Origin of the sequence: Bradyrhizobium sp. Cp5.3 (assembly GCF_000426265.1) — a bacterium.
Lineage (GTDB): Bacteria > Pseudomonadota > Alphaproteobacteria > Rhizobiales > Xanthobacteraceae > Bradyrhizobium > Bradyrhizobium neotropicale.
This window is the reverse complement of sequence record NZ_AUFA01000017.1, coordinates 63548-87819: the sequence shown is the minus strand read 5'-3', so window position 1 is coordinate 87819 and position 24272 is coordinate 63548. Positions and strand designations below refer to the sequence as shown.

22 protein-coding genes are annotated in these 24272 nt (G+C 64.2%); 11 read left to right on the top strand and 11 right to left on the bottom strand.

Annotated elements, in window-relative coordinates:
* Positions 1-153: 153 nt before the first annotated feature.
* Complete coding sequence (locus K289_RS0122640; protein WP_027553627.1) at positions 154-1626, bottom strand: DEAD/DEAH box helicase; 1473 nt, start codon at positions 1624-1626, stop codon at positions 154-156.
* Between the two features lie 287 nt (positions 1627-1913).
* Positions 1914-2888, bottom strand: coding sequence for a helix-turn-helix transcriptional regulator (locus K289_RS0122635; RefSeq protein ID WP_027553626.1), 975 nt, complete (start codon positions 2886-2888; stop codon positions 1914-1916).
* Between the two features lie 197 nt (positions 2889-3085).
* On the opposite strand from K289_RS0122635, the gene K289_RS0122630 reads away from it, so the two are divergent.
* Positions 3086-4609: a caspase family protein gene (locus K289_RS0122630; RefSeq protein ID WP_027553625.1), complete on the top strand. Its 1524-nt coding sequence runs from the start codon at positions 3086-3088 to the stop codon at positions 4607-4609.
* Positions 4610-4670: 61 nt separating this feature from the next.
* Here K289_RS0122630 and K289_RS0122625 read toward each other — a convergent pair whose 3' ends face one another.
* Positions 4671-4955, bottom strand: coding sequence for a hypothetical protein (locus K289_RS0122625; protein ID WP_027553624.1), 285 nt, complete (start codon positions 4953-4955; stop codon positions 4671-4673).
* A gap of 118 nt (positions 4956-5073) precedes the next feature.
* Here K289_RS0122625 and K289_RS0122620 point away from each other — a divergent pair, with 118 nt between their 5' ends.
* Complete coding sequence (locus K289_RS0122620; protein ID WP_027553623.1) at positions 5074-6333, top strand: FAD-dependent oxidoreductase; 1260 nt, start codon at positions 5074-5076, stop codon at positions 6331-6333.
* Positions 6334-6527: 194 nt separating this feature from the next.
* A complete protein-coding gene (locus K289_RS0122615; RefSeq protein ID WP_027553622.1) occupies positions 6528-7292 on the top strand; it encodes an outer membrane protein in 765 nt (254 codons plus the stop codon).
* An 82-nt stretch (positions 7293-7374) separates the two neighbouring features.
* Here K289_RS0122615 and K289_RS0122610 read toward each other — a convergent pair whose 3' ends face one another.
* The 4 genes from K289_RS0122610 to parE all read right to left on the bottom strand — a co-directional run bounded on the left by K289_RS0122610 (position 7375) and on the right by parE (position 11970).
* Positions 7375-8145 (bottom strand): SDR family NAD(P)-dependent oxidoreductase, encoded by a 771-nt coding sequence (locus tag K289_RS0122610; RefSeq protein WP_027553621.1) that lies wholly within the window; start codon positions 8143-8145, stop codon positions 7375-7377.
* Positions 8146-8166: 21 nt separating this feature from the next.
* Positions 8167-8352, bottom strand: coding sequence for a hypothetical protein (locus K289_RS0122605; protein ID WP_027553620.1), 186 nt, complete (start codon positions 8350-8352; stop codon positions 8167-8169).
* Positions 8353-8699: 347 nt separating this feature from the next.
* Positions 8700-9485, bottom strand: a complete 786-nt coding sequence (locus K289_RS0122600) for an outer membrane protein (RefSeq protein WP_027553619.1) — start codon at positions 9483-9485, stop codon at positions 8700-8702.
* A 439-nt stretch (positions 9486-9924) separates the two neighbouring features.
* On the bottom strand, positions 9925-11970 hold the full coding sequence (gene parE / locus K289_RS0122595; RefSeq protein WP_027553618.1) for a DNA topoisomerase IV subunit B: 2046 nt from the start codon (positions 11968-11970) through the stop codon (positions 9925-9927).
* A 266-nt stretch (positions 11971-12236) separates the two neighbouring features.
* On the opposite strand from parE, the gene K289_RS0122590 reads away from it, so the two are divergent.
* The 3 genes from K289_RS0122590 (at position 12237) to argC (ending at position 14655) form a co-directional block, all read left to right on the top strand.
* Positions 12237-12767, top strand: a complete 531-nt coding sequence (locus tag K289_RS0122590) for a DedA family protein (protein ID WP_027553617.1) — start codon at positions 12237-12239, stop codon at positions 12765-12767.
* A gap of 227 nt (positions 12768-12994) precedes the next feature.
* Positions 12995-13675: an FMN-binding negative transcriptional regulator gene (locus K289_RS0122585; protein WP_027553616.1), complete on the top strand. Its 681-nt coding sequence runs from the start codon at positions 12995-12997 to the stop codon at positions 13673-13675.
* Positions 13672-14655, top strand: a complete 984-nt coding sequence (gene argC, locus K289_RS0122580) for an N-acetyl-gamma-glutamyl-phosphate reductase (protein ID WP_027553615.1) — start codon at positions 13672-13674, stop codon at positions 14653-14655. Before K289_RS0122585 ends, argC begins: the two co-directional genes overlap by 4 nt.
* A 337-nt stretch (positions 14656-14992) precedes the next feature.
* Here argC and K289_RS0122575 read toward each other — a convergent pair whose 3' ends face one another.
* The 3 genes from K289_RS0122575 to K289_RS0122565 form a co-directional block, all read right to left on the bottom strand.
* The gene (locus K289_RS0122575; RefSeq protein ID WP_027553614.1) at positions 14993-15859 is read right to left on the bottom strand and encodes an ornithine carbamoyltransferase; all 867 of its coding nucleotides are present in this window, start codon (positions 15857-15859) and stop codon (positions 14993-14995) included.
* 67 nt (positions 15860-15926) lie between these two features.
* On the bottom strand, positions 15927-16325 hold the full coding sequence (locus K289_RS0122570; RefSeq protein WP_027553613.1) for an MAPEG family protein: 399 nt from the start codon (positions 16323-16325) through the stop codon (positions 15927-15929).
* Positions 16326-16385: 60 nt separating this feature from the next.
* Positions 16386-18194 (bottom strand): alpha/beta hydrolase, encoded by a 1809-nt coding sequence (locus K289_RS0122565; protein WP_027553612.1) that lies wholly within the window; start codon positions 18192-18194, stop codon positions 16386-16388.
* A 253-nt stretch (positions 18195-18447) separates the two neighbouring features.
* Here K289_RS0122565 and K289_RS0122560 point away from each other — a divergent pair, with 253 nt between their 5' ends.
* From K289_RS0122560 to K289_RS0122540, 5 genes are all read left to right on the top strand, one after another.
* On the top strand, positions 18448-18723 hold the full coding sequence (locus K289_RS0122560) for a hypothetical protein (RefSeq protein ID WP_027553611.1): 276 nt from the start codon (positions 18448-18450) through the stop codon (positions 18721-18723).
* 230 nt (positions 18724-18953) lie between these two features.
* On the top strand, positions 18954-20174 hold the full coding sequence (locus tag K289_RS0122555) for an LL-diaminopimelate aminotransferase (protein ID WP_027553610.1): 1221 nt from the start codon (positions 18954-18956) through the stop codon (positions 20172-20174).
* A gap of 26 nt (positions 20175-20200) precedes the next feature.
* Positions 20201-21517, top strand: coding sequence for a homoserine dehydrogenase (locus tag K289_RS0122550; protein WP_027553609.1), 1317 nt, complete (start codon positions 20201-20203; stop codon positions 21515-21517).
* A gap of 138 nt (positions 21518-21655) precedes the next feature.
* A complete protein-coding gene (glpX, locus tag K289_RS0122545) occupies positions 21656-22657 on the top strand; it encodes a class II fructose-bisphosphatase (protein ID WP_027553608.1) in 1002 nt (333 codons plus the stop codon).
* 122 nt (positions 22658-22779) lie between these two features.
* Positions 22780-23499, top strand: coding sequence for a haloacid dehalogenase type II (locus K289_RS0122540; protein WP_027553607.1), 720 nt, complete (start codon positions 22780-22782; stop codon positions 23497-23499).
* Here the strand turns inward: K289_RS0122540 and K289_RS0122535 are convergent.
* Positions 23496-24137 (bottom strand): glutathione S-transferase family protein, encoded by a 642-nt coding sequence (locus K289_RS0122535; protein ID WP_027553606.1) that lies wholly within the window; start codon positions 24135-24137, stop codon positions 23496-23498. The two genes, K289_RS0122540 and K289_RS0122535, sit on opposite strands and share 4 nt — an antisense overlap.
* Positions 24138-24272 lie beyond the last annotated feature (135 nt).

Here is a 24272-nt window from a genome sequence, read left to right as displayed (position 1 = left end):
TACCCCACAGCGGTCGGTGCGCCATCGACCGCAGCAATGCTTAAATTATGTTCGTAGGCTAACGGACGATCGTGAACGGTCGGTAAACGGCCGTTCGCGAACGCATCCGAAAAAGTGTAGAGCGGCTTTCTTCAACCAAACCGCATTCGCGCTTCAGGCACCGGCGGGGGAGCGCACCGGTCGCAGCAGAAATGCCGGAAGATGCGAGTGATCGCCGGGCTCGGTATCGACCTCGCGCTGGCGGCGCGGCTCGGGCCGGCCAATGGATGGCACGTGCGAGGGGTTCGCCTGCTGACGCCCGCCGCGACGCGGCTCGGGCGCATGCCTTGCCTCGGATTCATGACGCGCTTCGCTGCGCGGTTCGCGCGGCTCGTGGCTACGTTCACGGTCGTGGCCGCGCTGTTGACCGCGCGGCGACTTGCCGCGTCCGCCACGGGAGCGCTCGCGGCCGCGCTGCTCGCGCGGGCGCTCGCTCTGCTCGGCGGTCTCGGCGTGGACTTCGTAATCGCCCTCGGCGCGCGGAATGCTCTGGCCGATCAGCTTTTCGATCGCGGCCATCGACTTCTGGTCGAGCGGCGTCACGATGGAGATCGCAGTACCGGTGCGGCCGGCGCGGCCAGTGCGGCCGATGCGGTGAACGTAGTCGTCGGGATGGTGGGGAACGTCGAAATTGAAGACGTGGCTGACCTCGGGAATATCGAGGCCGCGGGCGGCGACGTCGGAGGCAACCAGAAGCGGCAGCTCGCCCTTGCGGAATTGATCCAGCGCCGCCATGCGGGCCGGCTGGTCCATGTCACCGTGCAAGGCGCCGACGCTGAACCCGTGCTTCTGAAGTGATTTGTGAACGATGGCGACTTCGCGCTTGCGATTGCAGAAGATGATCGCGTTCTTGAGGTCCTTGGCTTCGCGGAGCAGGCGGCGAAGCAATTCGCGCTTCTCATGCGCCTCGCGCCCTGCGGGTACCTGGGACTGCGTGACGGTCACGGCCGTGGTCGCGGGCTTGGAAACCTCGACCTTTTGCGGGTTGTGCAGGAAGGCCTCGGTGATGCGCCGGATCTCCGGCGGCATGGTCGCGGTGAAGAATAGTGTCTGCCGTGTGAAGGGAACGAGTTTGCAGATGCGCTCGATGTCGGGAATGAAGCCCATGTCCAGCATGCGGTCGGCTTCGTCGATGACGAGCAGCTCGACGCCGGTGAGTAGGAGACCGCCGCGCTCGGTATGGTCGAGCAGGCGGCCCGGCGTCGCGATCAGGACGTCGACGCCACGCATCAGCTTGGCATCCTGGTCACCGAAGGAGACGCCGCCGATCAGGAGGGCGACGTTGAGCTTCTGGCCGGCGCCGTAGCGGTCGAAGTTCTCCTTCACCTGCGCCGCGAGCTCGCGGGTCGGTTCCAGGATCAGCGTGCGCGGCATGCGCGCACGGGCGCGACCCTTTTCGAGGATGGTGAGCATCGGCAGCACGAAAGCCGCGGTCTTGCCGGTGCCGGTCTGGGCGATGCCGAGCACGTCCTTGCGTGCGAGGACGTGGGGGATCGCCTGTTCCTGAATGGGGGTGGGGTTGGTGTAACCGGTGGCCGCCACTGCGGCGAGGACTTTTTCGGATAGTCCGAGATTTGAAAAAGACATTGAGCCTCTGGTCGAAACCGCCGTTCGGAATCGAGGGTAAAAAGGCTGTCGCGTTCCACCCCGAAACGGCGCGCTCTCAAAGAAGCTTGGGGTGCTGACTTACGCGAACAAAGCGCCAGGCTCAGGAATCGCTCTTCGATTTGAGCCGCGTCGACCCGGAACATAGGGGGGAATCGGCCAAAGTCAATGGAGCGGGCGCGGGAAGACCCTTAAAAACCTGAGGTTTTTGCCCAAATAGCGGGCGCAGCTTGGCTTTTCCACCTCTGTTTGGCAGTTCGGCGGGAACCTCAGCCACGCCTGTCGGCGCCCTCGGAGGTCTGGGCCCGGAAATCGCCAGGGGCCATGCCATAGGCGGCATTGAAGACCCGGTAATAGGTCGCCAGGCTCTCGAAGCCGCAGGCCGCGGCGACGTCCGCAATCAGCCGTTCCGGCGCCTCGCGCATCAGCCGGCGGCTCTGCTTCAGGCGCTCGTCCGTGACGGTCTGCGAGAAGCTCTTCTCGGCCATTTCGAACAGCATGTGCAGGTGGCGCACGGAGACACCGAGCTGGTCCGCCACCATGGTCGGCGTCAGATCAGGATTCCGGAGGTCCTGTGCGATCAGGCGGCGCGCCAGTGAGAGACGGGCGGTCCGCAGCGCGGCCTGGCCACGCCGGCTGCCCGGCCCGACAATGCCGCGCTCGATCAACGCCAGATGGGCCAGCGCCTGGACGAGCGTAGTGGTCTCGGCCGAAGCATCGTCTGCGGCAGTCTCACCGAGATCGGCAAAGCAGGAGTTCAGCAGGGGCGCCAGGGTGGAGTCGGTGAAGGTCTTCGGCGCCAGCCCGCGCATGCGCTTGTCCTGCCCTGGAATACCGCCGACGGGCACTTTCAGGATCCGCAGGTGAAATCCGGCAGTCCCGAGCGGCACCGTGCGGTAGGGCAGATCGGTATGGCTGGTGGCGAAGCTGCCATTGGGAATGGCGAAATCGCCGCCGCGCAGGCCGCCGAACCAGCCGCCGTCGCCAAGCTGCTGGTAGACGCAGATACTGTCACCGGGGGCATAGCCGATGTCGGCCTTGCTGCGCTCGACGGTGTATGGCGAGGCCTTCAACTCCACAAAGCCGGCTCCGCCGAGCTTGCGCAGCGAGAACTCGCCGACGAAGTCGGCGCGCCGTTCCCGCTCGAGCTCCGCCGTGACGCCGAACAGCCCCTTGGCGCGGACCTCGCGCCAATAGTCGAAGCGGTCGTGCGGTTCGACCTCGTCGGTGCACCAGCGATACACGGCAGTCCCCGGTCTCAAACGGAATTACAGAAGAAAAAGCAGATTCCGGCGGAATCTGCCATAGGTCAGAAGTCGCGCCGGTCGGTTCCGCCTGTTGAACCGTCACCACCGCTCGGCCGACTATGAAATCAGCAGCGGCAGGGGCAAAGGCCGGTGAAGGAACCCGGTCAGACAGCCCTCCGCAACGGGGATTTTCGATGGCGCGTCGGCTTTTCAGAATTTTGGCAGCGCTTGGCCTGGCGGCAGGCCTGAGCGGCTTTGCGGGTAGCGCCCACGCCGAGAAGCGCGTCGCGCTTGTCGTTGGCAATAACGACTACAAGAACGTTCCCAAGCTGCTCAAGGCCGTCAACGACGCCCGCACGATGGGCGATACGCTGAAGCAGCTCGGCTTTTCGGTGATGGTGGCGGAGAACCAGAACCGGCAGCAATTTTCCGAGACGCTGCTCGCCTTCGACAGGGCGATCGAGCCCGGCGACACTGCGTTCTTCTTCTACGCCGGCCACGGTTTCGAGATCGCCGGCCAGAACTATCTGCTGCCGACCGACGTGCCGGCGGCGACTGAAGGCCAGGAAGAGCTGGTGCGCGACGCTTCGATCCTTGCCGATCGCATCGTCGAGCGTCTCCAGAACAAGAAGGCGCGGACCTCGATCCTGGTGTTCGACGCCTGCCGCAACAACCCGTTCGAGCGTGCCGGCACGCGCGCGGTTGCCGGCGGCGGCGGGCTTGCGCCGATGACGCAACTGCCTGAAGGCGTCTTCTCGGTGTTCTCGGCCGGCCCGCGCCAGACCGCGCTCGATCGCCTGTCGAATGACGACGCCAACCCCAATTCGGTGTTCACGCGCACCTTCGCCAAGGAGCTGTTGCAGCCCGGCGAAAACCTGGTGCAGGTGGCGCAGCGCACCCGCCGTCTCGTCAGCGAGATGGCCGATACCGTCAAGCACAAGCAGGTGCCGGTCTATTTCGACCAGATGGTCGACGACGTCTTCCTCAGCGGCCTCGCGAAGGATGCGGCGGCCGCGGCCGCGCGGCCGGCAGATCCGCCGCCGCAGAAGGTCGCGGCGCTGCCGCCGGTGTCGGTGCCGCGCGTACCGAAGGAGGAATCCACCAACGCCCCGATCGCGAGCTTTTCGCGCCACAATGGCGGGTGGAGCGTCTCGTTCTCCTTCGCCGACCCGACGCTCGGCATTTCCTGGCGCATGGCCGGCGGCGGCGACTTCCGCGAGACCGGCTTCCTCGATACGCTCGACCAGCGCACGCGCAAGCGGGTGCCGAACCCGTCGATCGAGCTGCCGCCGGACGCGCAGGCCGGCACGATCGAGGTGCGCTACATCGACGCCTCCGGCGACATGCAGGGCCCGTTCCCGATCAAGTTCGATCCCGAGGCCGCGCTGATCCGCGACCAGCGCAAGATCCTCGACATGACCGCCACGAGCTGGCTCTCGTTCCGCGAATTCAACGGGCTGCTCGTCTACTACACCCATCTCGTGTCGTATCGCTGCGCCATCCGCGAGGTCCGCATCGGCATTGACACCGCCGTGCCCAACCAAGTGCTGAAGATGCCGGCCTGCGACATGCGCGATCCCAGCGCGATCACCGCAGGCATGCCGCTCTACATGAAGCTCGCTCCGGGCACGCAGTTCATCTCGGTCGAGCTGACCTATCGCGACGGCAGCGTCTCGGAGATCAAGAGCTTCCGCTCGGCGAACCGCAGCAATTATTGAGCCAGTCGCCGCCGGCCGGAGCCGGCGCAATCCGTTGAGAAGGCCCTCTTCGGGCACGTCGCTATTGGCGATGTTTGCCGAAGAAGCGCTTGATGGAGTCGATCGCCTCGATCAAAGGCGGCGTCAGCGAGAAGAACGCGCCCAGGGCGATCGAGATGATCACGTGCCGGAACAGGACCTTGTCCTGCTCCTCCACCGGGTGGCCCTTCTGGTCGATCCGCGCCGGGGCAAGCGTTCCCGTTTCGCCCGGGCCCGGCTTTCGCGGCTTGCGCGACGGGATCATGACCACGACGAAAAGTACGTTGATCAGAATCCAGATGCCGACCAATATAAGTACGGTACGCAACGCAAATTCCTGAAATCAATAGAAACTTCAACAAAGTTACTGATCATTCGCGCAAGCAGCAAACCAAATTGCGACTTGCTGCGGTGCAATAAAACTAGTGCGTAAATGGGAGCCGATCATGGACCCAGGCACATCGCCACAGCCGCCCGAACGGCGCTCCCTCAAGGTCCGCTGCTGCATCGTCGGCGGTGGTCCCGCCGGCATGATGCTCGGTTATCTCCTGGGGCGTGCCGGCATCGACGTCGTGGTGCTGGAGAAGCATGCGGACTTCTTCCGCGATTTTCGCGGCGACACGGTGCATCCTTCGACGCTCCAGGTGATGGACGAGCTCGGTCTGATCGACGGCTTCCTGAAGCTGCCGCATCAACGCCTGCAGACGATGGACGGCCTGTTCGGCGGCACGCATGTGCGGATCGCCGATCTCAGCCGGCTCCGCACCAAATACCCGTTCATTGCCTTCATGCCGCAATGGGACTTTCTGAATTTCCTGCGCGAGGCCGGCAAGCGCTTCGCCTCGCTCAAGGTGATGATGAGCACGGAGGCCGTCGACCTGATCCGGCGCGGCGAGCCCATCGCCGGCGTGCGTGCCATGACGCCAGAGGGGCCGCTCGATATCGAGGCTGATCTCACCATCGCCTGCGACGGCCGGCATTCGATCGTGCGCGAACGTGCGGGCCTCAGCGTCGACGAGATCGGCGCGCCGATGGATGTGCTGTGGTTCCGCGTCGGCCGCAAGCCGGACGAGACCGAGAACCTGTTCGCGCGCATCGAGCCCGGCAAGATGATGGTCACCTTCGACCGCGGCGACTACTGGCAATGCGCCTATGTCATCGCCAAGGGACAGTATGCGGCGGTGAAGGCGAGGGGATTGCAGGCGCTGCTCGACGACGTCGCGCGTATGGCGCCAGTGCTTCGATCCGGAATTGGCGATGTGAAGAGCTTTGACGACGTCAAGCTGCTCACTGTCGCGATCAATCGTCTGAAACACTGGACGCGGCCAGGGCTGCTCTGCATCGGCGATGCCGCGCATGCGATGTCGCCGGTGGGCGGCGTCGGCGTCAATCTCGCCGTGCAGGATGCGGTCGCGACGGCCAATCTGCTTGCCGACAAGATCAGCCGGGGTTGTCCGTCAGAGCACGAGCTCGACGCGGTGCGCGCGCGGCGCGAGTTTCCGGTGAAGATGACGCAGGCGATGCAGGTGGTCGTGCAGAACAACATCATCAGCGGTGCCTTGAAGCCCGGCAATCAGCCGCTGAAGGTGCCGCTGATCATCCGACTGCTCACGGCGGTGCCGTGGCTCCAGGGCATTCCGGCGCGCCTGCTCGCGCTCGGCATACGGCCCGAGCATGTCGCGTCGAAGGCCGCGCAAATGCCCTGATCGCTGGCTCTCGCGCGCAAGAATTCGGTAGGGATAACAGCGTATTAAATCCGTTGCCGCGCGTTGCGCCGCTGCAACAGCGCAACCGGATTCGGAACGTCAAAATACGAATCCCGACACGCCCGATCGGTTGATTCCAATTTTAGTAAGAACTGTCTGTGAGCGTGCGCCCCATCGAGGACAAGGGGTGTACCATGCGTTCCAATTTGATTGCTGCTTTTGCCTGCACGACCGCGCTCGTTTCGACCGGCGCTGCTTCCGCCGCGGATCTGGCCGCGCGGCCCTACACCAAGGCGCCGGCTTATATCGAGCCGATTTTCAACTGGACCGGCTTCTATGTCGGCGGCCACATCGGCGGTGCCTGGACCAACGAGCAGTTCATCAACAATGGCAACGGTGGTGGCTTCGGCGATCTGACGCCGGGGCAGGGCTATCGTCAGCGCGGCTCGGGCGTCATGGGCGGCGCGCAGATCGGCTACAACTGGCAGGCCAACAACTACGTGTTCGGCATGGAAGGAACGATCTCCGGGCTCAACAACAAGGGCACCGTCGTGAACACGGTGTTCGGTCCGAGGAACGACGTGTTCACCTGGCGCGCGAACGTGCTCGCGACGGTCGTCGGGCGCGCCGGCTTCGCCGTGCAGAACAATCTGTTCTACATCAAGGGTGGCTATGCCGGCGTGAACAACCGTCTCAACGTCGCCGACGCGGCCGGACTGGGCTCTGGCGGTCAGACCCACTGGGCCAACGGCTGGACCATCGGCGCCGGCTGGGAATACGGCATCACCCGCAACTGGATCATCGGCCTCGAGTACAACTATGCGGCCTTCGGCGGCCAGACCTACCAGCTCGGCGGCACCACGGCCAACTACACTTTCGATGCCAAGCCGCGCGACATTCAGTGGGCGGTCGTGCGCGGAAGCTACAAATTCGACGCGCCGGTCATCGCGCGCTACTGAGCCCTGCGCAACGCGTCTGACAAACGAAAGCCCCGGGCGATGCCCGGGGCTTTCTTGCTGCGTTAGTTAGGCAAGGCGCGCTTCAGGCCATCACGGAGAAGCCGCCGTCGACGGGGATCGCCGTGCCCGTGACGAAGTCCGACGCGGGCGAGGCGAGAAACACGGCGATGCCGGCGAAGTCGTTGATGTCGCCCCAGCGTCCTGCCGGCGTGCGCGCCAGCACACGCTCGTGCAGCCCCGAGACCTGCTGGCGCGCGCCGCGCGTGAGGTCGGTGTCGATCCAGCCGGGCAGGATGGCGTTGACCTGGATGTTGTCCGGCGCCCAGGCATTGGCGCAAGCGCGCGTGAACTGCACGATGCCGCCCTTGCTCGCCGCATAAGCGGGCGCAAAGCTCGCGCCGAAGATCGACATCATCGAGCCGATATTGATCACCTTGCCGCCGCCCGACGCCTTTAGCGCGGGGTAGGCCGCCTTCGAGCACACGAAGGCGCTGGTGAGATTGGTGTCGATCACCTTGCTCCACTCGTCGAGCTCGAGCTCGTGCGGCGGTTTGCGGATGCTCATTCCGGCATTGTTGATCAGAATGTCGATGCGGCCGAGCTCCTTCACGACGCGCGCGACCATGGCTTCGATCGCGGCCTTGTCGGTCACGTCGGTGGCAACGGCGATGGCCCTGACGCCGCGCTGCTTGAGATCTTCGACCGCCGCTTTCGACTTCGCCTCGTTGCGCCCGACGACAGCGATGTCGGCCCCGGCGTCGGCGAGCCCGCGGGCCATTCCGAGCCCGATGCCGCCATTGCCTCCCGTGACGACCGCGACCTTGCCGCGGAGATCGAACCGACTGGATGTCATGTTTTTATTCCTTCGTTTCTTCTATTGGTTGCTCTGCCAGATCAGGACCAGTCCGAAGCCGGCCATGGCTGCGCCATAGCCGGCCCATTGCAGCTGGTTGACCATGAAGCTCGATCGGGGCCAGGGAACAGTACCCGTGCCTTGTCCGATCCAGAGCAGGCCGACGGCGAGAGCAAACAGGCCTGCGATCAGCAGAAATCTGCGCATCGTTTCCTCTCCATCGCACTGCTTCTGTCGCGCTGCGGCATGAACGATTGCCCCAAGTCGCGAAAACTTGGGCGCAGACTAGCCGTAGCTTCGGTTCGGATACAACGGGCGGCCGGGCCGAAGAAGATTCGGACGACGCCGATATCTTGCGGTTCGGCATCGCGCCAGCCGAGGCGATGGCCTATCGCGACACGCGCGGCGCGACCGGCCGATGCCGAACGGAGCGAAATCGAGGCGCAACTCCGGGGCGCCTGCCAGTTGCTGAAAGCACGCGTGGGGAATTGAGTGCCGCAACGAAAAAGCCCCGGGCGATGCCGGGGCTTTGACGTCTGGCGATTTAGGCCGGATCAGTACTTCGCGACAACCGGACCGGTCCAGTTGAAGCGGTAGACCAGCGAGGTCGAGATCGTCTGGTTCCAGCTGTTGGCGCGGATGTCGCGACCCGGGGTCGGCAGGTTGGTGATGTTGCTGAGCTCGGTCTCGGTCTTGGTGTTGTAGAAGGCCGAACGATACTCGGTCTTCATGAACCAGCCGGGCGAGGTGATGCCGAAGATGTTCAGGCTGTTCTCGACGCCGCCGCCGATGAACCAGCCGTTGCGGTTGAAGCCGTTGACGTGGATGCCTGCGTCCGCGCCGGTCAGCGTCGTGAAGTTGGCGCTGCCGAAGTGGGCGCCGGAGTAACCGCCGTTCACGTAGGACAGAACGTTCGGAGCGACCAGCCAGCCGAGGCGAACACCAGCGGCCCAGGAGTCTTCCAGCTTCTGGTTGGCGGTGATCTGTGCGAACGGATCCTGCACGGTGGCGCGGATGCTGCCAAACTGACCGTCAGCGAACACGCCGGCGACCCAGGTGCCGCTGAACTGCCAGTCGTAGCCGAGACCGACGGTGCCGAACCAGCCCGAACCACCCTGACGCTGGGTGATGGTGAGCGGAACCGCGCCAGTCGTGGTCTGGATGAACTGGTCGGAGTTCGAGAGGCCGCCACCGCCGCCGCCGAAGACGTAGAAGCCGGTCCAGTTGTAAACCGGAGCGGGCATCGGGGCCTTCACATACGGACGGGCCGCGAGGTCGGCCGCCGAGGCCGAACCCGTCATCGCCGCAACCGCGGTCAGAGCGAGCAAAATCTTCTTCATGTTAAAATCCCCAACCTTTGGTCTGCTTGGCAGGCGCGAGCGCACTGAAGTCCGAGTGATCTGATGCCCGGACTATAGACGGTTCCGACCAAAATGCTGTTGCCGGGCAGGCACAGTCGCCGGAAAACGCCCGTCGGCGGCCATTTGCGGCGTCCTTGCTAGATTCAGAAAAGTATTGCAATTTCAGTGTATTGGAAGGGTTTGTGGATTCGGTGTCCAGTAACCTCCCGTTAGCAAACTCGGCTTCGTCCGGAATGGAGGCAATCCTGCCTCGGCCTCGGCACCTGTGAGTCGCTGGCCGAGTCGCGGCGCGCGTCCGGCGTGTCGGGATTAACCGAGGCCTGGCTGACCGCATGGATCTTTGGAACGAAGCAAGTGCCGTCACCGCGAGCAAAAAAGCCCCGGGCCGAGCCGGGGCTTTTGAGGGGAAGTCGCCGCTTCAGACGTCCAGCAGCTCCTCGCTGGCGAATTCGGCCTTGTCCGAGATGAAGGCGAAGCGGGCCTCGGCCTTGGTACCCATCAGGCGCTCCACCGAATCCGCTGTCGTGTCGCGGTCATCGGCCAGCAGGACCACTTTCAGCAAGGTCCGCTTGGCCGGGTCCATGGTGGTTTCCTTAAGCTGCGCCGGCATCATCTCGCCAAGGCCTTTGAAGCGGTTCACCTCGACCTTGGCGTTGGCGTTGAACTCGCTCTTGATCAGCGCCTCCTTGTGCGCGTCGTCACGGGCGTAGATCGACTTCGTGCCATGGGTGAGCTTGTAGAGCGGCGGTACCGCGAGGAAGAGGTGGCCTTCATCGATCAGCCGCGGCATCTGCCGGTAGAAGAAGGTGATCAGCAGCGAAGCGATGTGAGCGCCGTCGACGTCGGCGTCGGTCATGATGATGATGCGCTGATAGCGCAGATCCTCTTCGCGATACTGTGCAAGCTGGCCGCAGCCGATCGCCTGCACGAGATCGGAGAGCTGCGCGTTCGCCGTCAACTTGTCCTTGCCGGCGGAGGCGACGTTGAGGATCTTGCCGCGCAGCGGCAGCACGGCCTGGGTCTTGCGGTCGCGCGCCTGCTTGGCGCTGCCGCCGGCCGAGTCGCCCTCGACGATGAAGAGCTCGGAGCCCTCCGTGCCTGCGTCGGTGCAGTCGGCGAGCTTGCCGGGGAGGCGCAGCTTCTTGCCGGCGGTTTTCCGCGCGGTCTCCTTTTCCTGGCGGCGGCGCAGGCGCTCCTCGGCGCGATCGATCACGAAGTCGAGCAGCCTGTTGGCCATGTTCGGATTGCCCGAGAGCCAGTGGTCGAACGGATCCTTCATCGCCTGTTCGACGATGCGCTGCGCTTCGGCGGTCGCCAGACGATCCTTGGTCTGGCCCTGGAATTCAGGCTCGCGCACGAACACGGAGAGCATCACGGCCGCACCGACCATCACGTCTTCGGAGGTGACGGAGGCTGCGCGCTTGCCCTGGCCGACGCGCTCGGCGTGATCCTTCAGGCCGCGCAACAGCGCGCTGCGCAGGCCGGATTCGTGCGTACCGCCGTCGGGCGTCGGCACGGTGTTGGTGTAGGACGAGAGAAAACCATCGGCGTCCGCAGTCCAGGCCACGGCCCATTCGCAGGCGCCGTGCGCGCCGTTGCGGCCGGACTTGCCGGAGAAGATGTCGGGATGCACCAGCGTGTCGGCGTGGATCGCAGCGGCGAGATAATCCTTCAGGCCGCCGGGGAAGTGGAACGTCGCCTCCGCCGGCACGTCCTCGATGCCTTTGAGCAGCTCGGGCGCACAATTCCAGCGGATCTCGACGCCGCCGAACAGATAGGCCTTCGAACGCGTCATCTTGAACAGACGCTGCGGCTTGAACGCGGCCTTGGCGCCGAAGATGTCGGTGTCCGGCTTGAATCTCACGCGCGTGCCGCGACGGTTGTTGACCTTGCCGAGATCCTCGATCTTACCCTTCGGGTGGCCGCGCTCGAACGTCATGCGATAGAGTTTTTGGCTACGCGCGACTTCCACCTCGAGAAGGGAGGAGAGGGCGTTCACCACGGAGATGCCGACGCCGTGCAGACCGCCGGAGGTCTCGTAGACCTTGGAGTCGAACTTGCCGCCGGAGTGCAGCGTGCACATGATGACTTCGAGCGCCGACTTCTTCGGGAATTTCGGATGCGGATCGACCGGGATGCCGCGGCCGTTGTCGGTGACGGTCAGGAAACCGTCAGCGCTCAAGTCCACCTCGATGAAGGTCGCATGTCCCGCCAGCGCCTCGTCCATCGAGTTGTCGATGACTTCGGCGAAGAGGTGGTGCAGGGCCTTCTCGTCGGTGCCGCCGATATACATGCCGGGCCGGCGCCGGACCGGCTCCAGGCCTTCCAGCACCTCGATGTCGGCGGCCGTGTACTCGGCCTCGCCGCCGCTTGCCCGCGAGGCGGTTTTCGCCGGCGCGGGCTTTTTTGCCTCGCCGCCACCGAACAGGTCGTCTTTTGCTTTCGTTTTCAACTGCTTGGACATATATCTTGATGCGTTTTGAGGGCCGCATGGGCGGCGAATCGGTTGGCCTGACTATGGCACGGCTGGCCCGAAAAGGTGACCACAGGGCGAACCGGGCGGTGTGGTTGCGAGCCAATCCCGGCGATTTTACGCCGCAGGCCCACCAAATCCCGGCAATTTGACACCCCCGTCCGCTTCTAACCGGGCTTTGTGACTTGATGTCACGCAAGCCCTTGGCTTACCAGTCTTTTCCATCTGACCTTGATGGGGCGGGAAGGCTATCTGGAATGGAGCAGTATGCGCACGCACTGACCGACTTCGTGCGCGTGCACCAGGCCTGGGCCGCTCCGATCGTCTTCCTGCTGGCCTTCGGGGAATCGCTGGCCTTCATCTCGCTCCTGATCCCGGCCTGGGGCGCTCTGGTCGCGATCGGCGCGCTGATCGGGGTCAGCGGCATCAGCTTCTATCCGGTCTGGATTGCCGGTGGCCTCGGGGCCGCCCTCGGCGATTGGGTCTCCTACTGGTTCGGCTATCGCTACAAGGAACAGGTCGCCCAGATGTGGCCCTTGTCGCGCTATCCGGAACTGCTTCCCAAGGGCGAGGCCTTCGTGCGCCGCTGGGGCGTGCCCAGCATCTTCATCGGACGTTTCTTCGGCCCCTTACGCGCCTCCGTGCCGCTCGCCGCCGGCATCTTCGAGATGCCCTATTGGAGTTTCCAGATCGCCAACTTCGTCTCGGCGCTGGTCTGGGCGGCAGTGCTGCTGATGTTCGGCGATGTGATCGCGAAGATCATGGAATGGATCTGGCGGTTCTTCTGATGGCTTGAACCTTGACGGGAACCGCGCCTGGGCTTATAGCCGCGCGCCATGATCAACGCCGCGACCATCCTGTTCGCCCGTCGCCGCCGCCGCAGCCTAGCGGTTTGGGCGGTCGATCGCGTTTGAGATCATCGTCTTTGCCGCTGGACCCGATCCGCGGCATTCTCTCTCCTGTCAGCGCGATCTGATCCGGCGGCTCCCCCGAGGAGGCCCAGCAGGAGACCACGATGTACACGCCACCCTTTTTCAAGCAGGACCGCGCCGCGAGCCTCAAATTCGCGGACGAGCGCGGCTTCGGCACGATGTGCGCCTTTGACGGCCACAAGCCGGTCGCGTCTGCGCTGCCGTTCTACCTGACCTACGCCGACGACGGCACGCCGCACGCGGCCTTTCACGTTGCTCGTCACAATCCGCTGGTAAAGCTGGCGGACGGAGTGTCGTCCTGGCTGCTCGCGGTGAGCGGCCCGGATGCCTATGTATCGCCGGACTGGTACGTCTCGCCGGACCAGGTGCCGACCTGGCTCTACCAGTCGGTTCATCTGAGCGGCCCGGTGCGGTTGTTGTCGGATGATGAGCTGTCGGTGCAGATCGATGTGCTCAGCGACAAGTTCGAGAGCTGGCTGTTGCCGAAGCCGCCGTGGACGTCGGCCAAGATGACGGCCGGACGGCGCGAGACGATGAAGAAAGCGATCGTTGGTCTGGTCATGACGGTTGAAGAGGTCGAGGGCAGCTTCAAGCTCAACCAGCACAAATCGGACGCCGATTTCGCGGCGGTCGCAAACGCGCTTGGCGAGGGCGATGCCGACGCGAGAGAGATTTCACACTTGATGCGGCAGAGCCGGCCGCCAATCTTCACTGATCAGGTTTTTGCAGACGACACGAACATGCTCGAAAGGAGCGCGCCATGAGCCTCGCCGACACCAAGCAAGCACCGACCACCGGTGCGGCAATGAGGCCCGCCACCGTCTTCGTCGACGGCGGCTCCGGCACGACCGGGCTCGGCATCAACGAGCGCCTCAAGCTCCAGAGCGACGTCACGGTGAAGACCATCGCCGACGACAAGCGCAAGGATCCCGCGGCGAAGAAGGCGCTGATGGAGGAGGTCGATCTCGTTATCCTCTGCCTGCCCGATGACGCCGCCAAGGAGACGGTCGCCCTCGTCGACAGCATGGGCGCCTCGGCGCCGAAGGTGCTTGACGCCTCGACCGCGTACCGGGTCGCGCCCGACTGGGCTTACGGCTTTCCCGAGCTGACGCCGGACCAGACCGGCAAGATCAAGGCCGCGAAAAAGGTCTCCAATCCCGGCTGTTATCCGACCGGCGCGATCGCGCTGCTGCGGCCGATCGTCGATGCCGGCCTCTTGCCGCAGGATTATCCCGTCACCGTCAATGCGGTGAGCGGCTATTCCGGCGGCGGCAAGTCGATGATCGCGAGCTTCGAGGACGGCAGCGCGCCGTCCTTCGAGCTCTACGGCCTGGGCTTCGAGCACAAGCATCTGCCGGAGATGCAGCTCTATTCGAACCTGACGCGGCGGCCGATCTTCATTCCCTCGGTCGGCAACTACCGGCAGGGCATGCTGGTCTCGGTGCCGCTGCAGCTCGACACGCTGCCGGGCAAGCCGAGCGGCGCCGATCTTCAGGCCGCGATGGCAAAGCGCTACGCCGGCTCAAAGTACGTTTCGGTGATGCCGCTTCAGAACGAGGCGACCAAGGGCGGCCGGCTCGAGCCGGAGGCGCTGAATGAGACCAACATGCTCGAGCTCTACGTCTTCGCCAGCGACAAATATCACCAGGCGGTGCTGGTCGCGCGGCTCGACAATCTCGGCAAGGGCGCCTCGGGTGCGGCCGTGCAGAACATGCGGCTGATGCTGGGCCTGCCGGAGGAGTAGGCTCCTCTCGTGCCCCGGACGCAGCGCAGCGCGCGCTTCCCTGGCGATGCGAAGCATCGTCCAGTGCGGTGCGCTGCAGAGCCGGGACACGAGACGACACCTGCGTGACCTACGTCTCTCAGTACTTTGAGCCGACGGAGCCCGGCGTCGAGGCGGGGCCATCGCATATGAACGATCACGAGAGGTCGTCATGCCCGGGCTTGTCCCGGGCATCCACGTTCTTAGTGTGCCGCGGGGCAAGGCGTGGATGGCCGGGACAAGCCCGGCCATGACGCTGTGGAGGCTTCAGCGCCCAAAGCTCTCGCGTCACATGCGATTACCCTGGGCGTCGAGGGAACTATGCGACGACCCATTCGAGCAGGGCGTTCTGCGCATGCAGGAGATACGCCTTCGCGGGCGGGCTCTGGCACGCCGGATGCGACATCGCGTCAGTGCTGACCTCCTGACCTCTGGTGACGGGCGGGCAGGGCAGAAAAATCACGTCGGGACGGCACCGGTCCAGGATCGAGGCCGAAATCCGGTAGTCCTCGACTTGATCTTCGCGCACCCCATCGGGCCAGCAGTCGGTGATGATGACGTCCGCATCGAACAAGGCGTCCAGCCGGGTCGTTGCGGTGAAGTTCGGACTTGCCATGTCCCTGATATGCCAGTCCGCCGGATAGGCCTGGGTCACGCTGATCGGAAGCGCGATGGACGCCTCGACCCAGGAGCGGAGGATGTTGTCATCGGGCGCTACGCCGACGACCTTGAGGCCGTCGAGATGTGCTCTCTTGTGCCTGACGTAGGCGAGATCGCCGAGCGTTTCGCAGGGGTGGTTTGATCGCGTTCTCGCGTTGACGACCGGCGCGTCGGCGCGCGATGCGAGCTCTTGCAGGACCGCTAGCTCCCAAGTGCGCACCACCAGGACGTCGAACCAATTGTCGAGATATCTGGCGAGGTCCGCCGTTGCTTCACGGACATTGAATTTGATCGGCGGCTGCACGCAGATGCCGCCCATCGCCTGGATGCCAAGATCGAACGCCGCCGTATTCCGCCATCCACCGTCGTCGACGATCAGCGCCACGCGTTTGCCAGCGAGGTTTTGCGGCATGGCGCGGTCATTCCATGCCGCTGCGAGGACTTGCGCGCGTTCGATGATGGACAGGACAGTGTCCGGCCGCAGGTCATGGAATTGGAGGAAGTCCCGGTTGGACTCTGTATGCATCCAGACCTCGGTGCTTGCCGGCATGCATGCTCCGAACGCGCCGCTACGCTACGCCCCGGATGCGCGCTCAAAGTACCTTGAAGATCGCCAGCGCCAGCACGGCCTGCGCGAGGAAGCCGACGGTGAAGGCGAGGGTGCGGAACACCGGCAGGCCGAGCGAATAGACGATCAGATGGGCGACGCGGGCCCAGAAATAGACGGCGCAGGCGAGCACGGTCCATTTCGTGGAATAGTCGATCGCGTTCAGGATCAGCACCAGCGGCGCGAAGATCACGAGGTTCTCGACCGCATTGTCATGCGCGAACATCAGCCGGTTCGCCCATTCCGCATGCGGCTTGTCACCGCGCGAGGGATTGGCCATGGCGCCGCCGAGGCCGCGAACCTGGCAGCGGTTGATGATGTAGGGGATCCAGAGAATGCCGGTCAGGATCACCGTCAGTGTCAGCCAGAACAATTCGCGCGTCATAACCAGTCCCTCTGCTCGCTGTCCGAGAAGAAAGCTTATACAAAAGCGCGAGAGATTCCGCTATGCGCGAACGCGGACATAACTGCCGGGCGCATCCTCGATCGGGGCGAGGCCGTTGCCGCCGACCGCACGCGCCGGGACTTCCTCCGGATCGAGCCCGCCCAGCCATTCGCGCCAGTCCGGCCACCAGGAGCCCTTGTGCTCCTCCGCATCCTTCATCCACTGGGCAACGTTGACGTCCTTGATGTTCTCGTTGGTCCAGTACTGGTACTTGTTCGAGGCCGGCGGGTTCACGACGCCGGCAATGTGACCCGAGCCGGACAGCACATATTTCACCGGGCCACCAAAGAACTGCGAGCCGTAGAGCACCGACTCGGCCGGCGCGATGTGGTCCTCGCGGGTGGCAAGGTTGTAGACGGGCACCTTGACCTTGGAGAGATCGAGCAGGGTGTTGTCGAGCACCATCGTGCCGGTCGACAGCCGGTTCTCCAGATAGCAGTTGCGCAAATAGTAGGAATGGTTCGCCTGGGTCATCCGCGTGGCATCGGAATTCCAGTGCAGGAGGTCGAACGCGCTCGGCTGCTGGCCCTTCAGGTAGTTGCTGACGACATAGGACCAGATCAGGTCGTTGGAGCGCAGCATGTTGAAGGCCATGGCCATCTTGGAGCCTTCGAGCACGCCGGCCGCCCGCATGTCGTGCTCGAGCGCCGCGATCTGCTCCTCGTCGACGAAGACGAGGAGATCGCCGGCATGGGTGAAGTCGACCTGCGCGGCGAAGAACGTCGCCGAGCTCACGCGCTGGCGACGCTTCTCGGCGAGCCAGGCGAGCGTGGTGGCGAGCATCGTGCCGCCGACGCAATAGCCCGCGGTATGCACCTTCATCTCGCCGGTGGCCTTCTCGATCACGTCCATCGCCGTGAGCGGGCCTTCCTTCATGTAGTCTTCCCAGCTCTTGTTGCCGAGCCGCTTGTCGGGATTGACCCATGAGATCACGAACACGGTGATGCCCTGATCGACGCACCACTTGATGTAGGATTTTTCCGGCTTGAGATCGAGAATGTAGAACTTGTTGATCCAGGGCGGCACGATCAGGAGCGGGGTGCGCAGCACCTTCTCCGTCGTCGGCGAATACTGGATCAGCTGCATCATCTCGTTCTGGTAGATCACCTTGCCCGGCGTCGTCGCCATGTTGACGCCGACAACGAGATTGTCCGGATTGGACTGGCGGATCTTGAGCATGCCCTTGCCGGCTGCGATGTCCTCGGCCAGCATCTTCAGGCCGCGCGCAAGATTTTCGCCGTTGCTTGCGACCGTCTCGCGCAGCACCTCCGGATTGGTCAGCACGAAGTTCGACGGCGACAGCGCGTTGGTGACCTGCTGCACGTAGAACTCGGCCTTGCGGCGGGTGTGCGGATCGAGCCCGTCGGCATCGTGCACCAGTTCCTGCGCCCATCTGGTCGTGAGCAGATAGAGCTGCATCACGAAGTCGAAAAACTGGTTCGACTTCCATTCCGGATCGGCAAAGCGCTTGTCGCGCGGTGAGGGCGCGATTGCGGGCGAGGCCTCCTGGCCGGCCATGCGCCGCACCGCGGAGCCCCAGAGGTCGAGGTAGTCCTTGGCGAGCTTGGTCTGCAGATCGGACGAGCGCGAGCTGTCCGCCAGCCAATATTCGGCGACCGACGTGAAGGTCTTGACGACTTCGGTGAGTTCGGTCGGCGGTCGGTCCTGCACCTCGCCGCTCTCGCGCGGCTTGATGTAAGCGGCAAGCGCCTTGCCGCTGCTCTCCAGCGCCCGCGCGACGTTCATCGCGAAGGCTTCCGCATCGAACTTCTTTTCAGACGTAGGCGTGTCGGGCGTAAGGGTACTCATGCGCAAGACAGTAACGATTCATTCCGTATTCGTCACCGCGAAGCTCGCATGTTTGGCGTTAAACACTCTCGAAGATGTGTTGCACTGCGACAAAATTTCTTGGTTCCGTCACAATCAAACCGCACCTGGCGGGTTGGTGGCTCTCGGATGTTTTCGCGCTCGCACCATTTGGGGCAGCAATGGTTTGAGCTTGGGCAGGTTGTCGGGTAAAGCTCCGACAGCCTGGCGTTGGGACGAATAGGGGATTTCCCAAGTGTTGGCGTTGAGGGACCTGCAAAAGACGCGGCTTGCGTGCGGGGCGCTGCTGATCGCGGCGCTGGCGCTTGCCGGCTGCTCCAGCCAGATCGCGGATCTGACGCCCGCGGATGCGCAGGCGCATCCCAAGGAGCCCGGCGCTTATCTGCCGGTGCACGACCTGCCGCCGGACCGCGATCAGGCGACCATTCCGCCCGACAAGCGCGCCAAGATCGAGGCGGAGCTCGCCGCCGCGCGCGATCGCCAGGCCGTTGCCGCCAAGGATGCCAAGTAGGGAACGCGGAGTCAGGCGCTGCAACGTAATCGCTGGCGCGCCCGCCGGTCCGTGCTAAAAGATGTCAATTCAGCCGAAAGTTGGGGTGAAGGAGTTCAGCCCCTGATGCTGGAAATTGCTCTAAGTGTTTGATTTGGAGTGATTTTCGCGCAGGAACTGGATCCCTCTTCGATGGTCCTTGGAAGGCCGTTCGATTCTATCCTGACCGGTTGCCCGGAGCCCAGAGAGCCATGGAAGAATTTTACCGCATTCGACGTCTGCCGCCTTACGTGTTCGAACAGGTCAACCGGGCCAAGGCGGCCGCACGGAATGCCGGCGCCGACATCATCGACCTTGGCATGGGCAACCCGGACCTGCCGGCCCCGCCGCATGTGCTGGAGAAGCTCAAGGAGACTCTGGGCAAGCCGCGTACCGACCGCTATTCCGCCTCGCGCGGCATCCCTGGGCTGCGCAGGGCCCAGGCCGCCTATTATGCCCGCCGCTTTGGCGTGAAGCTCAATCCCGACACCCAGGTGGTGGCGACGCTCGGCTCGAAAGAGGGCTTTGCCAACGTCGCCCAGGCGATCACCGCGCCGGGCGACGTCATCCTCTGTCCCAACCCGAGCTACCCGATTCATGCCTTCGGCTTTTTGATGGCGGGCGGTGTGATCCGCTCGGTGCCGTCGGAGCCGACGCCGCAGTTCTTCGAAGCGGTGGAGCGGGCGATCGTGCATTCGATCCCGAAGCCGCTGGCGCTCGTCGTCTGCTACCCCTCGAACCCGACCGCCTATGTCGCGAGCCTCGACTTCTACAAGGACCTCGTCGCATTCGCGAAGAAGCACGAGATCCTGATCCTGTCCGATCTCGCCTACGCCGAGGTCTATTTCGACGAGCAGAACCCGCCGCCCTCGGTGCTGCAGGTGCCGGGCGCGATGGACGTCACGGTCGAGTTCACCTCGATGTCGAAGACCTATTCGATGGCCGGCTGGCGCATGGGCTTTGCCGTCGGCAACGAGCGCGTGATCGCCGCGCTCGCGCGCGTCAAATCCTACCTCGACTACGGCGCGTTCACGCCGGTCCAGGTCGCGGCGACCGCGGCGCTCAACGGTCCCGACGATTGCATCAAGGAGATGCGCGACACCTATCGCAAGCGCCGCGATGCGCTGGTGGAGTCGTTCGGCCGCGCCGGCTGGGACATTCCGCCGCCGGAAGCCTCGATGTTCGCCTGGGTGCCGCTGCCGGAAGCGTTTCGCAGCGTCGGCAGCATGGAGTTCGCAACCCTGATGGTGGAGAAATCCGGCGTCGCGGTCTCCCCCGGCGTCGGCTTCGGCGAGCATGGCGAAGGATATGTCCGCATCGCCATGGTGGAAAACGAGCAACGGATCAGGCAGGCCGCGCGCGGCGTGCGCCGCTTCCTTGAAAGCGGCATCGAAACGTTGCACAACGTCGTTCCGCTCGCCAATCGTCGTTAGTTCTCTCCGGCAGGTTTTTTCGCGTCATGGTCGCACCCCTGAAAGTGGGTATTGCGGGGCTCGGCACTGTGGGCGCCGAAGTTGTCCGCCTGATTGAAACCCAGTCTCGCGTGCTCGCGGGCCGCAGCGGCCGCGGCATTCGCGTCGTCGCCGTCACCGCGCGTTCGAAGGCGAAGAAGCGCGGCATCGATTTGCGCGGCGTCGAATGGGCCAAGGATCCGATCGCGCTCGCGACCCATCCCGAGGTCGATTGCTTCGTCGAGCTGATGGGCGGGGCGGGCGATCCCGCGCTTTCGGCGGTCGATGCGGCGCTGGGCGCCGGCAAGTCCGTCGTCACCGCCAACAAGGCGCTGCTCGCCAAGCACGGCATCAAGCTCGCCAAATCAGCCGAAAAGCACGGCGGCGCGCTGAATTTCGAGGCTGCGGTCGGCGCTGCGATCCCTGTCATCAAAACGCTGCGCGAAGGGCTTGCCGGAACAGGCATCAACCGCGTCTACGGTATCCTCAACGGCACCTGCAACTACATCCTGACGCGGATGGAGCAGGAAGGCCTGTCCTTCGCCGAATGCCTGAAGGACGCGCAGCGGCTCGGCTACGCCGAGGCCAATCCGTCCTTTGACGTCGATGGTCATGACACGGCGCAGAAGCTCGCCATTCTCGCGAGCCTCGCCTTCGGCACGAAAGTTGCTCAAAGCGCGGTGTATGTCGAAGGTATCTCGTCCATCGCGCCGGAGGATTTGCGCGCGGCTGCCGATCTTGGCTACCGCGTCAAGCTGCTCGGCGTTGCGGTTCGCACCGCCAAGGGCATCGAGCAGCGCGTGCATCCGACTATGGTACCGAAATCCTCCTCGATCGCGCAGGTGATGGGCGTTACCAATGCGGTCACCATCGACGGCGAGGGGATTCCGCCGATTACGTTGGTCGGCCCCGGCGCCGGTGGAGCAGCGACCGCATCGGCGGTTGTCGCCGACATCGCCGATGTCGCGCGCGGCATCCGCGCCAATCCGTTCGGCCGGCCCGTTTCGCATCTGCACGACACCAAGAAGGCGCCGATGGAGCGGCACGAGGGCGGCTACTACATTCGCCTCCTGGCGCGCGATTTTCCGGGCACTGCGGCTGCCATTGCGACCCGGCTCGCCGAGCAGAAGATTTCGATCGAGTCGATCGTGCAGCGCCATCCGAATGGCGGCGTTGCGCCGACGAGCGGCAAGGCTGTGCCCGTGCCCGTCATCTTGATCACCTATGCGACCCATGAGGACGCTGTACGCCGCGCGCTCGCCGCCGTTCAGCGCGACAAGGTGATCAGCGGACGGCCGCAGGTCATCCGGATCGAGAAGAACTAGGGCATGATCCGGCAAAGTGTGAAGCGGTTTGCCGGAAAGATCATGCTCAAAGAATGAGGTCGGTTCGAACGAACCGTGGGCGTTGCGAGTTGATACGGACAGAGACTTCTGTCCCGAACTGTTTGAAGGAGTGAGCCGATGTCGACCCATATTTCAGTCCCGCCGCACGCGTTGCTCGAGCGCATTCTCACGCTGGAGATCGTGCGCGTGACGGAGCGGGCGGCGGTGTCGGCCGCGCGGCTACGCGGTCACGGGCAGGAGAAGGCAGCCGACCAGGCCGCCGTCGACGCCATGCGGCGCGAGCTCAACAAGCTGCCGATCGAGGGCACCATCGTGATCGGCGAGGGCGAGCGCGACGAGGCGCCGATGCTCTTCATCGGCGAGCAGGTCGGCATCAAGGCTGGCCCCCAGGTCGATATCGCCGTCGACCCGCTCGAAGGCACCACGCTCTGCGCCAAGAACATGCCGGGCGCGATCGCGACCATGGCGATGGCCGACGGCGGCACGCTGCTGCACGCGCCAGACGTCTACATGCAGAAGCTCGCGATCGGTCCAGGCTATGCCAAGGGCGTGGTCGAGCTCGATGCCTCGCCCGCCGACAACGTCCGCAGCCTCGCCAAGGCCAAGGGCGTCGCGCCGGAAGCCATCACCGTCCTCGTGCTCGACCGTCCGCGCCACGCCGACATCATCACCAGCGTGCGCTCGACCGGCGCCGCCGTGCGCCTCATCACCGACGGCGACGTCGCCGGCGTGATCCACTGCGCCGATCCCGACAACACCGGCGTCGACATGTATCTCGGCACCGGCGGAGCGCCGGAAGGCGTGCTTGCCGCCGTGGCGCTGCGCTGCATCGGCGGCCAGATGCAGTGCCGCCTGATCCTGGATTCTGAGGAGAAGCGCGAGCGCGCCGCCAAGATGGGCGTCAACGATCCCAAGATGATCTACGGCATCGAGGACATGGCCAAGGGCGACTGCCTGTTCGCCGCGACCGGCGTCACCACGGGCTCGCTGCTGTCAGGCGTCAAGTTCCGCAAGGACGGCGTGATCGAGACCGAGACGGTGGTGATGCGCTCGGTGACCGGCACCGTGCGCTACATCAAGGCCGAGCATCGCGAGCTGGCGAAGTTCCACCTGGACTGATGCTCTGACGTCATTCCGGGGCTCGCGAAGCGGGAGCCCGGAATCTCGCGCCACAACTTCTGGATTCCGGGTTCGATGCTGCGCATCGCCCCGGAATGACAAAAAGAACAGGGGAAGCGCATATGTCCGATCTGTCCGCCGTCAAGGCCCTGGTGTTCGACGTGTTCGGCACCGTCGTCGACTGGCGCACCAGCCTGATCGCCGACTTCATGTGGTGGGGCAGGCAGCGCGGCATCTCCGCCGACTGGACCGCTTTGGTCGACGACTGGCGCGGCATGTACATGGCGTCGATGGACGACGTGCGAAAACATCCCGAGCGCGGCTATGTCATCCTCGACGACCTGCATCGCCGCTCCTTGGAAAAGCTGGTCGACAAGTTCGCGATCAAGGGCCTCACCGAGGCCGATCTCGATTACCTCACCAAGGGCTGGCACCGCCTGCATCCGTGGCCCGATAGCGTCGCCGGCCTGACGCGGCTGAAAACAAAATTCGTGATCTCGCCGCTGTCGAACGGCAACGTCGCGCTGCTCACCAACATGGCGAAGTTCGCCGGCCTGCCGTGGGACCTCGTGATGTCGGCCGAGCTGTTCGAGCACTACAAGCCCGATGCCGAGACCTATCTCGGTGCCGCGCGCCTGCTCGGCCTCAAGCAGGGGGAGGTGATGATGGTCGCCGCCCACAACGGCGATCTCGCCGCCGCGCAGAAGAACGGCCTCAAGACCGCGTTCGTCGCACGCCCGACCGAATACGGCCCGCTGCAAAAGGTCGACTTCGAGGCCACCAGTAACTGGGACATCGTTGCCAGGGATTTTGGCGGCGTTGCCGACAGGCTGGGATGCTAGGCTTGCGGCAATCGCGGCGTTGTGGCCACGAACGCAGATCTCTTGGAGAACTCTGACCACCAATCCTTGAGCCTTGGGTGCTTCTGAAGAAGCGCTCTTCCCTCGTCGGCCAAGACAAAGTAGCCGATCATCGGCGCCAGATGGATGTCAGCCAGCGACAGCTGACTGCCGCAGAGATAGTGCCCATCGGCAGCGGCTGTCTCCAGTGCCGCGAGCACTCTTGGCGCCGCTTCGAGGCCTCGTTGAAACTCACCCTCATCCGCCGGTCGTCTCATGAGCGGCCTGAAAACCCGGTGCGAGAACACTTGCCTCACCAGAGGCCAGTATGCGTAGCTGTCCACGATCGAGATGATCTGATTGCAACGCGCTCGCTCTTTCGGCTCCATGGGCTGAAGCTTGGGACCTTTGAAAGCTTCATCCACGTAGCGTGTGATGGCGCCCGTTTCGTAAAGCACAAACCCTGCGTGAGAAAATGCGGGCACGCGCTTGAAGGGATGCGTTGTGAGATAGCTTGCGGGGCAATCCTCTGCGAAGGGATTTACCTCGACCCAATTATACCCCACGCCCTTTTCATGGAGCGCTAGCCGGGCGATCCAGGAATAGACGCTGTATTGGTAGCCGTGCAGCTCGATCGCCATGTAGCGCGGTCCTGTCCTGCCACGATCAGGATTGCCCGATCTGTGCAGGTTTACAAGCCGTCATGACTTCCGGTGAGGGGGGCGCAGGCTGCGGTAGTCGGAGAGACCGTGGCCAATGCTGTGGGCACTCGTACG

Bases quoted from the DNA above. Each gene is read 5' to 3' on its own strand.
- K289_RS0122640 (WP_027553627.1), bottom strand. From the start codon at position 1,626: ATGTCTTTTTCAAATCTCGGACTATCCGAAAAAGTCCTCGCCGCAGTG.
- K289_RS0122630 (WP_027553625.1), top strand. From the start codon at position 3,086: ATGGCGCGTCGGCTTTTCAGAATTTTGGCAGCGCTTGGCCTGGCGGCA.
- K289_RS0122620 (WP_027553623.1), top strand. From the start codon at position 5,074: ATGGACCCAGGCACATCGCCACAGCCGCCCGAACGGCGCTCCCTCAAG.
- K289_RS0122615 (WP_027553622.1), top strand. From the start codon at position 6,528: ATGCGTTCCAATTTGATTGCTGCTTTTGCCTGCACGACCGCGCTCGTT.
- K289_RS0122610 (WP_027553621.1), bottom strand. From the start codon at position 8,145: ATGACATCCAGTCGGTTCGATCTCCGCGGCAAGGTCGCGGTCGTCACG.
- K289_RS0122605 (WP_027553620.1), bottom strand. From the start codon at position 8,352: ATGCGCAGATTTCTGCTGATCGCAGGCCTGTTTGCTCTCGCCGTCGGC.
- K289_RS0122600 (WP_027553619.1), bottom strand. From the start codon at position 9,485: ATGAAGAAGATTTTGCTCGCTCTGACCGCGGTTGCGGCGATGACGGGT.
- parE (WP_027553618.1), bottom strand. From the start codon at position 11,970: ATGTCCAAGCAGTTGAAAACGAAAGCAAAAGACGACCTGTTCGGTGGC.
- K289_RS0122590 (WP_027553617.1), top strand. From the start codon at position 12,237: ATGGAGCAGTATGCGCACGCACTGACCGACTTCGTGCGCGTGCACCAG.
- K289_RS0122585 (WP_027553616.1), top strand. From the start codon at position 12,995: ATGTACACGCCACCCTTTTTCAAGCAGGACCGCGCCGCGAGCCTCAAA.
- argC (WP_027553615.1), top strand. From the start codon at position 13,672: ATGAGCCTCGCCGACACCAAGCAAGCACCGACCACCGGTGCGGCAATG.
- K289_RS0122575 (WP_027553614.1), bottom strand. From the start codon at position 15,859: ATGCATACAGAGTCCAACCGGGACTTCCTCCAATTCCATGACCTGCGG.
- K289_RS0122570 (WP_027553613.1), bottom strand. From the start codon at position 16,325: ATGACGCGCGAATTGTTCTGGCTGACACTGACGGTGATCCTGACCGGC.
- K289_RS0122565 (WP_027553612.1), bottom strand. From the start codon at position 18,194: ATGAGTACCCTTACGCCCGACACGCCTACGTCTGAAAAGAAGTTCGAT.
- K289_RS0122555 (WP_027553610.1), top strand. From the start codon at position 18,954: ATGGAAGAATTTTACCGCATTCGACGTCTGCCGCCTTACGTGTTCGAA.
- K289_RS0122550 (WP_027553609.1), top strand. From the start codon at position 20,201: ATGGTCGCACCCCTGAAAGTGGGTATTGCGGGGCTCGGCACTGTGGGC.
- glpX (WP_027553608.1), top strand. From the start codon at position 21,656: ATGTCGACCCATATTTCAGTCCCGCCGCACGCGTTGCTCGAGCGCATT.
- K289_RS0122540 (WP_027553607.1), top strand. From the start codon at position 22,780: ATGTCCGATCTGTCCGCCGTCAAGGCCCTGGTGTTCGACGTGTTCGGC.
- K289_RS0122535 (WP_027553606.1), bottom strand. From the start codon at position 24,137: ATGGCGATCGAGCTGCACGGCTACCAATACAGCGTCTATTCCTGGATC.